The sequence below is a fragment of the Paenibacillus sp. FSL L8-0470 genome, from assembly GCF_038008625.1.
Classification (GTDB): Bacteria; Bacillota; Bacilli; order Paenibacillales; family Paenibacillaceae; genus Paenibacillus_AQ.
Genome location: NZ_JBBOZM010000001.1, coordinates 3,203,635 through 3,218,572, shown reverse-complemented (window position 1 = coordinate 3,218,572; position 14,938 = coordinate 3,203,635). Strand labels below are relative to the sequence as shown.

The following is a 14,938-nucleotide window of genomic DNA, read 5'->3' as shown; positions in this document are numbered from 1 at the left end:
ATACTATTTTATCCCAGAGATCGTATATCCTTCTATGATATGCTTCTGGAAGAAGATAAATATGATAATAATTGGAATGACCATAAAGGCCGCACCAGCCATTTGCAGTCCAAACGCTGTACCATATTGGCCTTTGAGCAAGGACAAACCTACTGAAAGTGTATACAGTTTCTCGTCATTGGCAATAATCAGCGGCCACAGGAAGCTGTTCCAGGCCCCGATAAACGTCAAAATCCCTTGCACCGCAAATACCGGCTTCACGATCGGCACCATCAGCTGGAAAAAGATCCGCAGCTCGCCCGCTCCATCCAGCCTTGCCGCTTCCAGCAGATCCATCGGAATGGTAGTCATAAACTGACGGAACAAGAATATCGCAAATGCCCCTACTAAGCCGGGCAGAACGATACCCGCCATCGTATTTACGAGATGCATTTGATTAATAATCAGATACGTCGGGATCATGGTTACTTGTGATGGAATCATCATCGTACCCAGGATAATAAAGAAGAACTTATTTTTGCCCGGAAAATCAAATTTCGCAAAAGCATATCCGGCCATCGCATTCAGAAACAGTCCGGCAAAAGAACATAACACGATAATCAGTGTATTTTTCAAGTAAATTAAGAAATCCATCTTCACGAACAAATCCCGGTAGTTGTTAAACGTTGGGTGCGCCGGGAAAAGCGACGGTGGAATCACCGTAAATTCATTCTCTGGTTTAAAGGATGAACCGATCATCCAAATAAACGGCACCATCATCAGAAGTCCTCCGACAACGAGCAGGGTAATCATAATTCCTTTTTCCATCTTCTTCATCTTCAGTGCCATGCTAGTTCCCTCCTTCTTAAGCCTGCAGCATCACGCTGAAGCTTAGTATTCCACTTCTTTCTTTTTGACCGCGAATTGGATAAGTGTCGCAATAATAATGATGATGAACAGTATGAATGAACCCGAAGCCGCATAACCGAATTTGCTCAGCTGGAACCCGTTATTGTAAATAAAGAGCGCCATTGACATCGTTGCATTCAGCGGTCCACCTTTTGTCATCACGAGCGGCTCTTCGAAGAACTGAATCCAGCCGATCAGGGTCGTAATGGTTACAAAGAAAGTAGCGAATCCAAGCAAAGGAACGGTGATGTAGCGCAGCTTCTTCCAGCCGGTTGCACCGTCGATTTCCGCAGCTTCATAATACGAACGTGGAATTCCCTGAAGGGCCGCCAGGAAGATGATCATATTGAGACCAATTGATTTCCAGAATGCCAGCAGGATAAGTGAAAATTTCGCCAGCACAGGATCTTGAAGCCATTGCTGCGCAGGCAGGTCAAACCAGGAAAGAACATAGTTAAACAAACCGTACGAACCATTGTATAAATAACCCCATACTACGGCTACGGCCACAATGTTGGTAATGGAAGGCATATAATAAATCACCCGGAAGCTTTTAAACAGCCAGCCTGTTCCGTAATTCAGCAGCAATGCAACCCCCATGGAAGCAATAACCACGCAGGGAACCCCGACAACAACATAAATAAGTGTGTTATACATCGACTTTAAGAAAATAGGATCTTTGAAAATATTAAAATAGTTATCAAAACCAATAGCACTTATATTCGAATAATCCGCAAGCCCCACCAAATCCATATCCGTAAAACTGATGACCAGTGCGATAATTATCGGGATAATCGAAAAAAGGGTCAGCAGGATTACCGCGGGCGCGATAAACAAATATGGATACTTATGCTTGTTCCACTGCTTGACAAATGAACTCACAACATCACACCCCTTCGCATTCTTTCACTTTCTTCCGTGTGGAAGGATATACAGGCATAATGCCGGAACCTCCGTAAAAAGGAGATCCCGGCAGTCCGCCTGACACAATACTTCAATAATTATTTGTTGCCCAGCAATTCATTCGCTTTGGCGTTCAGCTTGTCCAGCTCGGTTTGTGTATCCGCTCCGCCCATGGTAATCTGCTCGAAAGCAGCCATTGCAGCCTGTGCAATTTCTTCATATTCTCTGACCGTTGGAGCCGGGCGGGAATTTTCAAGCTGTTTACCGAACGCTGCAATCATTGGATCCTGAAGCGCTTCGTTCTTCCAAGCTGCTTTGAGTGCCGGCATGGAGTTAGAGGTTTCGAAATACTTCAGCTGTGCATCCTGTTCGGCCATGAAAGCAATGAATTTTGCAGCTTCATCCGGATTCTTGCTGTAGTTGAAGATGGATAGATCAGCACCGCCAATGGAAGAGGTGTTGGTTACTTTAGCAGGCAATGTCGTTACAGCCCATTTGCCGTCAATTTCAGGGTTTTTCTCTTTTACGGTCTGGATCATCCAAGGACCGCTGATGAACATAGCCATCGTTCCGTCTTTGAATGCTGCTACAGTATCAAGGTCAGTGCCTTTAGGCGACAATCCTTCATCATAGAAGCTTTTCAGAAAATTAACAGTCTCCACATAGGCCGGTTGATTGAACTGCGGCTTACGGTTGCTATCAATAATTTCGCTGCCGTTCTGCCAAGCAAAAATTACAGGGTAGATAGAGTCTTTACCTTCAATCGGCAAGGCATAATGTCCGGCTCCGCCTTTTGCCACCAGCTTCTTGCTTGCATCCTTCAGCTCGTCCCAAGTTTTTGGACCTTCAGGGTAACCAACATCACCAAGCATATCGGTGCGGTAGAACAGCGCCCGTGTCTCAACATAGAATGGGATACCAACCGTCTGGTCTTGATATTTGGTCGTTTCAACGGCTCCGTCAAAGAAGTTCTCCGGTTTCATGCTTGGATACTTTTCGATGTATGGAGTCATATCTTTCAAAGCTCCGGCAGCAGCAAATTCAGGAATCCATGTGGTACCCATCTGAACAACGTCCGGGCCGTTTTTGGAAGCAACTGCGGTCAGCAGCTTATCATGTGCGGTATCCCATGGGATCGCTTGCACATCCACTTTGATACCAGGATTTTTTTCTTCATACATTTTAGCAATAGGTTCTACGGTATCAGATGTACCCATGAACCATACTTTAAGCGTCTTGTTGTCTCCCGAAGCAGCATTGTTGGAATTATTACCGCAACCCGCCGCAACTAATGAGAAACTCATCAACATTGCCATCATCGTAACTCCAGTTTTTTTCTTCATTTCTCTTTCACCCCTGTTTTAGTATGAGCAAAACTTAAAAAACTATGATAAAAGCCCTTACATCGAAACGTTTCGATTATTATCGAAAAAAAATTCGAATATTATCATTCTTTTTCTTATTCCCCGAGGTAGTCACAGGTAATATTAACCAAAAAATGTAGAATGAAACGAATATTTAGACATTTTTCGAGTTGAATGAGCATTTTCGTGAACATATTGCTAATTCATCCGATGGTTGATTCGAATCGTTTCGATAGCCCTATTATAAATCCATGTGTTAGCGATTTCAAGTGGCTTATTAAAAAAAACAGCTTTTCACAGCCAACTCAAGGACGCAGTGTTAATATATGGATTAATCTCAGTTTCGAAAAAGTAAATTATGGAATCTGCTGTATAAATGTTTACAAAAAAGGACGCCCTGTACAAAACTCAGCGCGTCCTAACTGTATTGCTGTTCGGTGAAAATAAAGTATTGACTAGCGCAAGCGCAGCACCACAGATGATGAAAATACGCCGAATTTCAGTCTTCCTTGCAACAGCCAAGATGCTTATTGCGAAGTTACTGAGCGGAAATCTCGAACTTCGTGCCGGCATCACCGGCGAAAACAATGGATCCTTCCAAGGGCAGTACGACCGGATCCTTGCCTCCGATGACACTGAAATAGATACATATTCCCTTGGCATCATAAACGGCGAAGGAAGCGTTCGGGGACATGCTCACCTTAATAGTCTTACCCCCGTCTTTGTCGCTTATCGTATACCACTTGGCGTAGCCGTCGGGCTGAATCGTAACGGTTGACTTCTTAGCGACGTACATAGGCTTCACGGCGTCCTCGTTCACTAAGATGATTCCACCCATACTCAGGTACTCAACGCCGTCATGTGTAAAGAACATAAGATCTGAGAGATCCCGCCCGTTCAATCCCGGAATTTGCAATTCGGAGACAGCTGAATTCGGGCCGGTTATTCGCTTATCCAACACATACCCCGGCAATTGTTTCGACACATTCAAGTTGGTGATTACCTTTTTCAAATAAGAAATCGACGTATACTTCTCAGTCAGCAGATAATACTTCTTCCCGTCGCGCTGCATCCATGCTTCCTTGGTCTCAGCCGGAATATCTTGGGGCTGGAGCTTCTCGGCATTATATACAGACATAGCAATCTGCCCAAGACCCGGCACTAAAGTGTATTGACGAAGCCATAAGTAGATACGGCCGTTCTCCTCCGTCACGAAGCTGATCAGCGAATTTCCATCCGAACTATGGAACATGCCGTCTGCCGAATATTCGAAGGTTTGGACCGGATTATCAGGTGACAGCTCCGAAGTGATGGACATTACGCCGTCTTCGGATATTTTGATGTTCATCGTTGTACCGGTTGCGCCATAGATTCCCGAATACTGCAGCATGGACTCCGGCATATCAGATTTTACCGGCGCGCCGTATGACTTTTCAGGCTTGAATTCAGTAATTGTCCCTTTCTCTTTCAGCACCTGAAGCAGGATTTCATTCGCCAGAAGCTGATCATACGTGCCGTTCCCGCCGGAAGTGACAACAGCTGCCGCCATGTACTGTTCGGGAAGCACAACGAGCGACGCGTGATAGAAAGACGTGTCCCCGCCTTTGGTCAGCGCCTTCATCCCGTATTCGCTGAAGGGATACAGATTGACGCTGTCCCAGCCGAGACCGTATTCGAATGAGTTGTCCGCATCGTCAGGCCACAATGGCATCTTGTACTCGTCTTGCGCCATGGCCGCAGCCGATTTACCGGACAAGACTTCTTCCGCTTCCCCCGTGAAAACTTGCGAGAATCGAGCCAAATCTTCCGCCGTGGAATAAATGCCCCCAGCTCCGATCACGTTGATCGTCTCGCCCGGAAGTTGTTCTGCATATGTAGGATAATAGAGTCCCGCCATCTTCGCTTCGTCCGGAGAATCGAGCGGTGTCACGGTACTCGTCATACCCAGAGGTTCCGTAATATACCGGTGGATATAAGCGGTAAAGTCCATGCCGCTAACCCGCTCAACCAGAATCTCGGCCAGCGTAAATCCGTCATTGCAATAAACCGAATAAGCGCCCGGGGCCGCCTTTAAGGTCTGACCGGCCAGTTGCTTAAGCAGTGTGTCGTGGGCATAGGTGTCGTTATCTTCGAATAAACCGGCGTTCGTAAACGAGGATCCCTTCAGCCCGGAAGAATGATTGAGCAGCATGCGCGGAGTAATCTGTTTGTAGCGTTCATCCTTCATCGTAAACTCTGGGATATACTGGACGATCGGCGTATCCAGATCGATTTTCCCTTGATCGACGAACTGCATAACGGCAACCGTGGTAAACATTTTACTCGTCGAACCGATCCCATACATCGTGTCTTTCGTGAGCGGCCTCTGTCCTTTCTCATCATTCTTGCCGGATTGGCCGGATACAACGATGTTGCCATGATCAATAATGGCGTATTGCACGCTGTTAGTATCGTAAGTTTTCGTGAGGAGATCTGCCTTTTCCTTTGCATCTTTCCGGGTTACTTCGTAGGTGAGCCCAGCTTCGTTAGATGGCGAGTCCATTTCCGCCATCGGCACGGTTATCGGAGCAGCACTTGACTCGACCACCTCAGATGTATCTAGTGCCCCTGCTGTGTTCTGCATCTCAGCTACTGGTGTGTTGTCGCTGCAGGCGGTTAACAGCAAAAGCAGACACAAAAATAGCACAGCTACAGTTATCCATCGACTTTTCATCATTCAAACTCTCCGTTCCGTTTTTTTGGAATAGATGTCAAAATTAGTTTTTACGAAAAGTTTCTGTTAGCTTATGAAACGCCTGCCAGTCTAATACTTTATTTTCTCAGTCTGCAACTTTATTTTCTCTGAACAATTAGCAGACTTGAGATGACCTCACTGCCCTTCTATTCAATTCATTAATCCGTTGAAATTCGGTTAGCATTAACCGATTCCCGGCGGATCAATTCCGGGACTAACTTCAATGTTCTGCCGGCTCCGCCGTTCATCACTTCAAGCAGCATTTCAGCAGCGAGTGTCCCCATGCGTTCGTACTGATGCCGCACTGTAGACAGCGGCGGGTTATTATATGCGGTAAAAAATGCTCCATCATAGCCCATTACTGAGATATCCTGAGGCACGGAGATGCCTTTGCGGGCAAGCTCCATAACCGCACCCATTGCCATTAAGTCATTTGCGCAGCAAACCGCCGTCAGCTCAGGTGCCCTTGCCAGCAGTTTCAGGACTGCCACCGCTCCGCTCTCCCCGCCAAAATCTCCATATTCCAGCTGGGCGGAATCATGGAGAGTCCCTGTTTCGGATAAAAATATCTCGCTGAAGCCCTTATAGCGTTCCTCGCATATGCTTACATCCGGGGGGCCAGTAATATAGCCGATTCTCCGATGTCCTAGCCCAATCAAATAGGCGGCTGCCATTTTCCCGCCTTCCCGGTCGTCAGAGGCAACCAGCGAGCAACGTGGCCCTACAGCTGAGCCAAGATTTACAGAGGGAATCTGCAGCTTTACCGCTTCCTTAATAAGCGGGTGATTCTTGGCAAAGGGTGGCATGAATACACAGCCTTCCAGATTTCTCATCCGCACCCATTCGGTTAAGCTGTTGGGCTTATACTCCGTAAAGGGCACTGAGAAAATTAGAATCTCCTTCTGGTAGAGCCGTAAAGCCTTTCTTAAGGTGGTAAAAATATCGTCGAACTCACGAATTGACTCCTTTTCCATCTCCGGCATGAATACACCAACCAGGTTGCTTTTACGGGTGACCAGTTGCTTGGCACCCAAATTGGGGACGTATCCAAGGGACTGGGCCGCTTCTTGCACGCGGGCTATGGTTCTCGGATGTACACCGTAACTGCCGTTCAACGCTCTGGATACGGTACTGACCGATAAGCCCAGCTTTTTCGCAATATGCTGTATTGTCACTTCCAAGCTGATCTCATCCTTTTGCGGCTTCCGCCAAAATTTCACCCGCCTCCACCTTCAAGAGCGTTTCCACATGATAGTCCTTTCCGGTATCCTGCTCAAGCTTGCGCAGAGCTTGACGCTGAGTTTTGGTTGCGGGTTGATCCTGTATGAGCGCGGCCAGATTGTCATGAGCGATTTTCCGCGCAAGGACAGGATCCTCCATCAGCTCAAGCATTTGGTACATCGCTGCTATTGCCTGTTCTTCACCCGCTATTCCATACCCGGAGTCTGTGCTTAGCATAAAGCGGTCGGGGAACTTTTTCATGACAGGAATGAATTGTTCCGGCGCACCCCCAGCTGGATTATAAATAGAGAACCCGGCAAAAAAGTCAGCATATAAATTGGGGTGTGCGGAAAGCAGCCGCTCAATCTCTTCCGGTGTATTGTAGGCATTCATATGCGCAAAAATCATCATCGTATCCGGATGCTCTTCCAGTGCCTGCTCCAGCTTCTCAACCGGCATACCGCTAGGCGGATCAATGTGCAGCAGCACCGGCACCTTGTATTCAGCGGCCAAATCATAGATTTGCGGGAGATAGCCATCGAGAGGATGATTGGCCTTCCAGGCCACCCGGGATACAACCGGTGACATCGTGGAGGCAGCAACGATTTCGCCAATGCCCATATATCCCTGCTCCAGATTATTTCTTACTACCGTCAGGCTCTCTGCGCGATGCAGGTCAAATCCGCAGAAATACGGAATAATAGTCTCCGGGTGCTCCTGATAAGCCTTCCATGCAAACATATCGGAAATAACGGCACTTGGTTCAGACACATCACCAAACAGTACTACTTGCTGCACCCCATGATCTTTCCAAGTCTTTAGCATAAGAATATACTTCATTAGACTGGCATCATGATTATGGGCGTCGATAAGACCCAGGTCCTTATACTTGGCAACTAAATCTGTCAGCGGATTGTCTGCCTGATCGGGAGCAATGCTGGCTTCTGCAGCGGCAGGTTCCGCTGTATTGGGCATAGAGGACTGTATTGTCTGTTCTAACACAGGGTCTGCTATATCTTTGGCTTGCTCATTCCGCAGATACAAACCAGCCAGTGCTGCGAGTACAATAATAGTGCCGAGCAGCCACACCACATTTCTGCGCATCATGATCAGATACCTCCTTATTTTCGGAAACGTTCCCGATATTAACGATAATTATAATTCTTTATCTATATTATGTAAATGTCGTTTTCGGGAACGTTTCCGACATAGTTGTCAAACCAGCCGTCGGCGGTTCTTTTGCAAACCACCGTGGCCGTCTGTATCCTACACTTGTTTTCCGTAGGCCTTGCCTTCTTTTATCTTTTGTACTTCATACATATTTACCGTTGTGCTGATGATAAAAGCCTGCTTCTCTTGGCCCCTGCTGTTGCGGTGACCCTGGATATGAGCATCACTTTTCTCCCAATTCTTCCACGCTTCCTCTGATTCCCAGCGGATCAGGAGCAGGACCTCCTCGTTATCCTTGCTCTTCTTGTTCAGCGTAACGCTGATATCAATGAGCCCTTCCATTTCCTCCAGCGCCCCCGGTGCACTGAACTTTTCAATCACTTTATCGCTATTCCCCTTCTCAATGACGATGGATCTGGTCTGAATAAACATCAATTATTCCTCCTATGATGCCATAAGCGCCTCTAGCTCTGCTGCTTTTGCTTGGCATATTCTCTTGTTACAACTCTCTGTTTATTTTAATTGATAATCGTTATCATTTCCAGTCGGATAGAAAAACAGTCTTTCTTCTACGGATTAGGTGCATACTTCTTTTTTAACTGAACTCTCTCTTGTACGAGGTTTTAGGCAAATATATACTCGTTATAAATTACATCCATCCTTTACTGGAGAAAGCTGGCCTGTTATGAATGTTCAGATCAAACTTGCGGACACAGGCAAGTATGAAGAGAAGCTTGAAACGACTGTAGATGGACCTAAGATGGTGTTTCGATTTAATAATGGAGACAGACAGGAGCAATAGAGAATGGAAATTATAGGCGAGCGAATACAGCTAAGGGATTTTACCGGCAGCGACCGTACTTTTTTCGGGGAATTGGAGGGTCATGAGCTGACCACCCGTTTCGAGAACCACAAACCGGATGCCGCACAAATTCAAAAGGATTTTGAAGCAGCTTTATCACATGCACAGTGCAAACCCCGTGAACATTTCAATTTGATCATTTGCAGAACTGCAGATAACATCCCCTTAGGTGGCATCAGCCTTAAGCTGAACTGGTCAGAAATCAGGGAATGGGAAATCGGCTGGGCGCTGCATCCGGATTATTGGCGGCAGGGTTATGCTGCGGAAGCGGTCAGGCTGATGACCTGCTATGCCTTTGAGTCGCTTCAGGCCCATCGAATCGTAGCGTATGCCAACGCCGATAACATCCGCTCTGAGAACCTGATGATCCGGGTGGGCATGATCAAGGATGGCGTACTCCGGGAGACAAGATATTGCAATCAAACCTGGTGTGATGAGCTAATCTATTCGATGCTTGAAAGAGACTGGGTCCAGCTTAATGTATAAGGCTAGCAGCACTCCCTACAAGTATTCAATGATACCTCTCATCTACAGGGATAAAAGAGACTGGGTCAGCACGACCATGCTGACCCAGTTTATTACTATATAGATTGAACTTAAAAACTTGAGAAAAGGGAAAGAGCAACGGAGGGGAATTTTGGAACTGGAGGAACGGTAGTGTCCGCCTGAAAGCTTTCCGAAGGAAAGCTAGCATCATTGAAAGCATAAGCAGTCTTCGGATTTCTACCGCTATAGCGGTTAAAATCAAGAAATTTGAAGACAACAGCGGCCGGAAGTCCAAATATTCACTGTAGTTGCGACTGGTCCTGAAATCTAAAACCACAAGTTCAATCTATATAGTTTCAGTGTGTACAAGGCAAAGGTTATTGATTAACTACAGGAATCTTAAGCTTGATCTCCGATAGTCCCTCTTCCTCTGATCCAGTCTTAATTAACAGTTCCATAGACCTTGGGTTATCCAAAAGATTGCTGCTGAGCAGATAACTAAAACCCTCATCCGTCCCGCCCCCAGAGTACGAGAGAAGCTGATCCACATCCTTTTTCGTCTCAGAGGCAATTTCCGTTCCTCTGATCGCCACAAACAATTTGTCTCTTATCTGCCATTGATCACGCTCGTCCTCCTTCATCGCCATATTCACCCTGGTCATTAACGGAGAGAATTCAACCTGGGTCAGCGTTATCTCATGCCCTTCAAGTGTAAAAGTCTTGTCGGGATATATGGTTTGGGTTGGATGCTCCTTAAACTTGGAAGCTAAAGTAAAACTGATTTTAAGACTGGGAGAATATTGTACATCTTCATAAGCAATTTCCGAATTGGGGTCCTCCATCATGCCAGGATCTACCAAAGCAATTTTAAAATCCGCTTCCAGCTGTTCAGGGAATGGCTTGTTACGGTCGAGGTCGAACGTGCTCCGCCCGATGAATTTACTGTAACTCTTCACACCCGGTCCCCTAAAATGGCTGGCCACCCGCATCGTATCTTTCAAATAACTGTTCGTTGCCTTGTCTTCAAGTTTTGCACTATTTATACTGTGAATCTCTTTAGCGTTATCTGTGGTAGCCGTGTATAGCATAATAAGCTTATTCTCGTCCGCAGTAACGGCGTTCAAGGTCACCGTAAACCCTTCGCTGCTCACCGATTTGTTGATCTTTTGAATATATCCGTTTCTAAGTGCGGAATAGACGGTTTCGTCGTCGACATCAAATGAAGAAAGATCTTTGAAATCCTCCAGCCCTGTCCAGTCGATTCTTTGCAACGGCCGGGCCGTTTGCGGCTCTGACTGGATATAGGGAAGAACAAACAGCAGAATGGCGACCGCAGCAGCTGCGGCAAATCCCATGAATGTGCTTCTGGAGAATAAAGCCATCTTGCTTTTTCGCTTACCCCTCTCAAGCCCCTTTTGAACCGCAAATCTTATCGCGCTGCTCTGCTGCTCCAATTCCACTTCTACCTGCTGGTGCATCTGAACCGCGTTTGACAGCAATTCCTCTTCTTCCTTGTTACTGATCATTCCAGTCACCCCGATTCCTGATAATCGTCCTAAGCTGCTTAAGCCCTTTATGCTGCCAGGTTTTGATTGTCCCTTCCGGCTTATTCAACAATTCCGCAATCTCGGTCAACGTCATGTCATTGTAGTATTTAAGCAGCAGCACATGACGGTACTTAGGTTTCACTTGTTCAAGTGCCCAGAGCATTTCCATCCTGCTGGTATTATGCATTGTAACGGGCTCCTGCATTTGTTCGTCCGCTGTCGGAACACTGCGCTTGCGTCTTCTCTGCTCATCTATGCAGACATATATCAGAATCCGGATGATCCAAGATTTAAATGCCTTGGGATCTTTCAGCGTTTTCCGCTTGATCCAGGCCCGGCAGGTCATTTCCTGTACCGCTTCCAGCGCATCGTTCCGGTTGCCCAAATAACTGTAAGCTATACGATACAGCTGCTCGCTATGCTCTATCACAGTGTCATAGAACACAGATTCTTCCCGCGACACTGTACTGCTAACCCTCTTCATCTCTACCCCGGACATCGTCATCTTTCCTCCTCCTTCCCCCTTACCTTACATAGTTAAGACGGGGAGAGCGCGCAAACAGTTTTCTTAAATTGTAATTTATCCTTTGCTTCAGTCCGCAAAGTGAATATTGACAAAAAAAAGCCGTAACCCAGCCTTTCAGCGGGACTACGACTTTAAGATAATTGTATATTACAGCACCCAGTTTCCTTTGCGGAACACGGGTTCAATGGTACCATCCGCCAGTTCACCGTCGATATCAAGCTCAGCTGAGCCGACCATGAAATCAACATGCGTTAAACTTACATTGGCGCCTTTCGCCAGCAATTCTTTACTGCTAAGTCCAACGCCGCCTTCAATATTAACAGGGTAGGCACTGCCCAGTGCAAAATGGCAGGAAGCATTCTCATCGATGCCTGTATTATAGAATACCCGGCTCATACGGGAAATTGGTGAGTCGTGCTGCACCAGGGCCACTTCGCCCAGATAGGAAGCACCTTCATCCGTTTCCAGAAGTGAAGTCAGATGCTCACGCCCGGACTCGGCATCGTATGCGGTAACCTTGCCGTTTGTAAAAGTAACGGTGATGCCATCCACTAGACGCCCGTTCAAATTCAAAGGAAGGGTACTGGCCACTGTGCCGTTGACGCCTGTGCGACGCGGCATCGTATAGATTTCTTCCGTAGGCATGTTCGCTACGAAGTATACTCCGCTGCCATTCTCCCCGCCGCCGCCGCGCCACAAATGGCCTTCAGGCAGCTCCACATGCAGGTCCGTGCCGGGGGCGCGGTAATGCAGGCTTTTGTAGCGCTTGGCATTCATCCGGTCCTGGCTTTGCTTCAGCTGGGCAATATGCTCCCGCCAGGCAGCAACAGGGTCCTCACTGCCTACGCGGTTCATCTGGAATACCGCTTTCCACATCGCTTCCACTCGTTTTTCTGCTGGAAGATCGGCAAATACCTTATCCGCCCATGCACGCGTCGGCGCTTTGATGAGGGACCAGCTGATTTTATTGTTCCGGGTATAGTTCTGATATTTCTTCCGCGCCACTGCAGCAGCCTTGACGGCTGTTGATACTTTCGAGGAATCAATGCCGCGGAACAGCTCCGGATCGGGTACTTTAATATGTAAGATTGCTCCACCCTCTTCGGCAAAACCCTCCAGCATATCCGCATGCCATTGCGGGTAATAACCAAAAGAGTCTTCGGGAGCCTTTTCGTAACGGATGCGCGTAACCGCCTCATCATCCCAGTCAACCATGACGTATTTAGCACCGGCCTCATAGGCTTTGCCTACGATCAGGCGCGTAAGCTCGGCTGTCTCCAGGGGAGAATGGATCATCAGCACTTGTCCAGGCTGTACATTTACTCCGACCTTCACAACGAGGTCCGCATATTTCTCCAGCATCACTTCAAAATCCTTCATGACTTCTTTTCCTCCATATCCAAGATTGCTGTAGTTCTACAAATCCAAACGAACTGCTCTTGTTATTTTAACGCAAATTGATCCACGTTGCGATTCTTTATGATTTGACCTCTACTGTTGTTCATTCTCCACCAGTTTACCAGAGTAAGTACCGGATTCGTCAGACTGTATCCTAATAAGCGCCCTGCCAATTTCAGTATGATTACTGTAGGCAGTAAGGGTCAGTTCACACTCCCTATTCTTGCTGGGTAATGGCGACCAATAAATCGTATCTCCGGATGCAATGGCCGTCTTTGTTCCGAGCTCATGCACCATATAATCCGGCGGAGTCCAGCGAAGAAAACTGCCCTCTGTTGTCTGCAGCCTGATTTCATCCGCGCCGTCAGCCGTAATCTGTATCGGAAATCCCGGCGACCTGCTGTTGGTCACACGATAGTCCCCGATGGGGAACTTAATTTCCGGCTGTACCTGTTGCGGCTCACCGTTTGCGGCATACACCGTTACCGCGAAGATGTCTGACAGGAAGGGGCGTTGACCCGGCTGGCGCTGGCCGTTACTCTGGATCAGAAACAAACTAAGCAGTGAAAGAAGAACCAGCGCTGCGGTGATGATGGATACGGCAGGTTGTAGTCTATAACGGCGGGTTAGCACAGGCTTACCTGTATCCGATTCAGCTTTTTCCTGAACGGCTTTCTTCACTATCCTCTCTGCAAGCTCTGTTGAAGCCGTAATTTTCCTCATCCCAGTCACATATTTATTCATCCTCCATCCCTCCCATTACGGCTTTCAGCCGCTCTCTTGCACGCTTCAGCTGTGTGCGGACTGTACCTTCTTTATACTGCAGCATTGCGGCGATCTCTGCCGTGCTGTAATTTTCGAAATAATAGAGATGAATGACTATCCGGTATTTGACGGGAAGCTTCAGCACTGCTGATACCAACTCCCGCTCCTCCGCTTCAGGTATGGGCAATTCCGGTCTTTCCAGAGCAGAGATGTACCTTTTCCATGGGCTTCGCAGCATGTCCTTACACCGGTTAATAGTGACTCTTATCATCCATGCCCGTTCATGATCCTGATCTGCAAACTCAGGATGATGCTGGAACAGTCTGATAAAAACATCCTGGCAAATATCCTGCGCATCAGCCATATTCCTGACATAAGCTAAGGCAAGCCGCAGTACCATGTCTGAATGTTTCCGGACCATTTCAGTTATGTATTTCTCAGTGCAGGGCAATTGTTTCTCCAATCCGTCTCCCCCCTTCACTGATAACACGCCGGAACCAGCGAATATGTTTCACTTCTTCACAAAAAAACGGCCCCATGCAGGAGCCGCTGTCTGTTTCTCATAGATAGGGCAAAGGGTTCTTTTAACCCGTGCAACATCAGTGCCTATTGTTTATCCACCTGCAACAAGGTCACGGTCTTCACAGCGTAAGTATGCTGAATCTTTTCTTCTGCGATGATATTCAGTTTGGTCAGACTGGCCACCTTTGCCGGATCAGTCTTTGAGAGCAGACGCCAAACCTCCGGGTCGGACAACGTGTTGTACAGCTTTTCATCATCATATTCCTTGCGGTTCTGCGTGACAAGCTTAACCTTGTAGCTGCCAATCACTGCCTCCGTCTCCCCGAGTTCACTGCAGTAAGACAAAATATCCTGCCGCAGCTCGGCCAATTCCTTCTCAAGCTCCTTTTGTTTTGTTTTGAGTTTATAATACTGCTGAACCTTCTTCTCCATGATTGCTCACGCTCCTCTCCAAACATATGTATGCCGGATGAGGCCAATAAATAAGTTGAGCCCTATTCCATAAACTTCTATAATGAAATAGATTCTGCTGCAGTGATTCCGCCAGTAAGC

At 47.2% G+C, this 14,938-nt stretch carries 14 protein-coding genes; 1 reads left to right on the top strand and 13 read right to left on the bottom strand.

The genetic code is table 11. The annotated features are described in order from the left end of the window. Positions 1-3 precede the first annotated feature (3 nt). The 7 genes from NST99_RS14550 to NST99_RS14520 form a co-directional block, all read right to left on the bottom strand. Positions 4-828, bottom strand: coding sequence for a carbohydrate ABC transporter permease (locus NST99_RS14550; protein ID WP_038590959.1), 825 nt, complete (start codon positions 826-828; stop codon positions 4-6). A gap of 42 nt (positions 829-870) precedes the next feature. Continuing rightward, a complete protein-coding gene (locus NST99_RS14545) occupies positions 871-1,770 on the bottom strand; it encodes a carbohydrate ABC transporter permease (protein WP_076112720.1) in 900 nt (299 codons plus the stop codon). 119 nt (positions 1,771-1,889) lie between these two features. Next, positions 1,890-3,134, bottom strand: a complete 1,245-nt coding sequence (locus tag NST99_RS14540; protein ID WP_341092627.1) for a sugar ABC transporter substrate-binding protein — start codon at positions 3,132-3,134, stop codon at positions 1,890-1,892. A 559-nt stretch (positions 3,135-3,693) separates the two neighbouring features. Further along, positions 3,694-5,871 (bottom strand): serine hydrolase domain-containing protein, encoded by a 2,178-nt coding sequence (locus NST99_RS14535; RefSeq protein WP_341092625.1) that lies wholly within the window; start codon positions 5,869-5,871, stop codon positions 3,694-3,696. Between the two features lie 176 nt (positions 5,872-6,047). Next, complete coding sequence (locus NST99_RS14530) at positions 6,048-7,109, bottom strand: LacI family DNA-binding transcriptional regulator (protein WP_341092623.1); 1,062 nt, start codon at positions 7,107-7,109, stop codon at positions 6,048-6,050. Then, positions 7,078-8,217: an amidohydrolase family protein gene (locus tag NST99_RS14525; protein WP_341092621.1), complete on the bottom strand. Its 1,140-nt coding sequence runs from the start codon at positions 8,215-8,217 to the stop codon at positions 7,078-7,080. Before NST99_RS14525 ends, NST99_RS14530 begins: the two co-directional genes overlap by 32 nt. 159 nt (positions 8,218-8,376) lie before the next feature. Beyond that, the gene (locus NST99_RS14520) at positions 8,377-8,712 is read right to left on the bottom strand and encodes an antibiotic biosynthesis monooxygenase (protein WP_341092619.1); all 336 of its coding nucleotides are present in this window, start codon (positions 8,710-8,712) and stop codon (positions 8,377-8,379) included. A 373-nt stretch (positions 8,713-9,085) separates the two neighbouring features. Between NST99_RS14520 and NST99_RS14515 the strand changes: the two genes are divergently transcribed. Further along, a complete protein-coding gene (locus tag NST99_RS14515) occupies positions 9,086-9,628 on the top strand; it encodes a GNAT family N-acetyltransferase (RefSeq protein ID WP_341092618.1) in 543 nt (180 codons plus the stop codon). Positions 9,629-10,005: 377 nt separating this feature from the next. On the opposite strand, the gene NST99_RS14510 is transcribed toward NST99_RS14515, so the two are convergent. The 6 genes from NST99_RS14510 to NST99_RS14485 all read right to left on the bottom strand — a co-directional run bounded on the left by NST99_RS14510 (position 10,006) and on the right by NST99_RS14485 (position 14,818). Further along, a complete protein-coding gene (locus tag NST99_RS14510) occupies positions 10,006-11,154 on the bottom strand; it encodes a DUF4179 domain-containing protein (protein WP_341092617.1) in 1,149 nt (382 codons plus the stop codon). Then, a complete protein-coding gene (locus NST99_RS14505; RefSeq protein ID WP_038590939.1) occupies positions 11,144-11,680 on the bottom strand; it encodes a sigma-70 family RNA polymerase sigma factor in 537 nt (178 codons plus the stop codon). Before NST99_RS14505 ends, NST99_RS14510 begins: the two co-directional genes overlap by 11 nt. 168 nt (positions 11,681-11,848) lie before the next feature. Continuing rightward, the gene (locus NST99_RS14500; protein WP_341092613.1) at positions 11,849-13,081 is read right to left on the bottom strand and encodes an aminopeptidase; all 1,233 of its coding nucleotides are present in this window, start codon (positions 13,079-13,081) and stop codon (positions 11,849-11,851) included. A gap of 111 nt (positions 13,082-13,192) precedes the next feature. Then, a complete protein-coding gene (locus tag NST99_RS14495) occupies positions 13,193-13,843 on the bottom strand; it encodes a hypothetical protein (protein ID WP_341092612.1) in 651 nt (216 codons plus the stop codon). Continuing rightward, positions 13,836-14,327, bottom strand: a complete 492-nt coding sequence (locus NST99_RS14490; RefSeq protein ID WP_341092610.1) for a sigma-70 family RNA polymerase sigma factor — start codon at positions 14,325-14,327, stop codon at positions 13,836-13,838. Before NST99_RS14490 ends, NST99_RS14495 begins: the two co-directional genes overlap by 8 nt. 143 nt (positions 14,328-14,470) lie before the next feature. Then, positions 14,471-14,818 (bottom strand): hypothetical protein, encoded by a 348-nt coding sequence (locus NST99_RS14485; protein WP_341092609.1) that lies wholly within the window; start codon positions 14,816-14,818, stop codon positions 14,471-14,473. Positions 14,819-14,938 lie beyond the last annotated feature (120 nt).

What these genes read in the sequence shown, in the direction of transcription:
- NST99_RS14550 (WP_038590959.1), bottom strand. Translation starts at nt 828, where the DNA reads ATGGCACTGAAGATGAAGAAGATGGAAAAAGGAATTATGATTACCCTG.
- NST99_RS14540 (WP_341092627.1), bottom strand. Translation starts at nt 3,134, where the DNA reads ATGAAGAAAAAAACTGGAGTTACGATGATGGCAATGTTGATGAGTTTC.
- NST99_RS14535 (WP_341092625.1), bottom strand. Translation starts at nt 5,871, where the DNA reads ATGATGAAAAGTCGATGGATAACTGTAGCTGTGCTATTTTTGTGTCTG.
- NST99_RS14525 (WP_341092621.1), bottom strand. Translation starts at nt 8,217, where the DNA reads ATGATGCGCAGAAATGTGGTGTGGCTGCTCGGCACTATTATTGTACTC.
- NST99_RS14520 (WP_341092619.1), bottom strand. Translation starts at nt 8,712, where the DNA reads ATGTTTATTCAGACCAGATCCATCGTCATTGAGAAGGGGAATAGCGAT.
- NST99_RS14515 (WP_341092618.1), top strand. Translation starts at nt 9,086, where the DNA reads ATGGAAATTATAGGCGAGCGAATACAGCTAAGGGATTTTACCGGCAGC.
- NST99_RS14510 (WP_341092617.1), bottom strand. Translation starts at nt 11,154, where the DNA reads ATGATCAGTAACAAGGAAGAAGAGGAATTGCTGTCAAACGCGGTTCAG.
- NST99_RS14505 (WP_038590939.1), bottom strand. Translation starts at nt 11,680, where the DNA reads ATGACGATGTCCGGGGTAGAGATGAAGAGGGTTAGCAGTACAGTGTCG.
- NST99_RS14500 (WP_341092613.1), bottom strand. Translation starts at nt 13,081, where the DNA reads ATGAAGGATTTTGAAGTGATGCTGGAGAAATATGCGGACCTCGTTGTG.
- NST99_RS14495 (WP_341092612.1), bottom strand. Translation starts at nt 13,843, where the DNA reads ATGAATAAATATGTGACTGGGATGAGGAAAATTACGGCTTCAACAGAG.
- NST99_RS14485 (WP_341092609.1), bottom strand. Translation starts at nt 14,818, where the DNA reads ATGGAGAAGAAGGTTCAGCAGTATTATAAACTCAAAACAAAACAAAAG.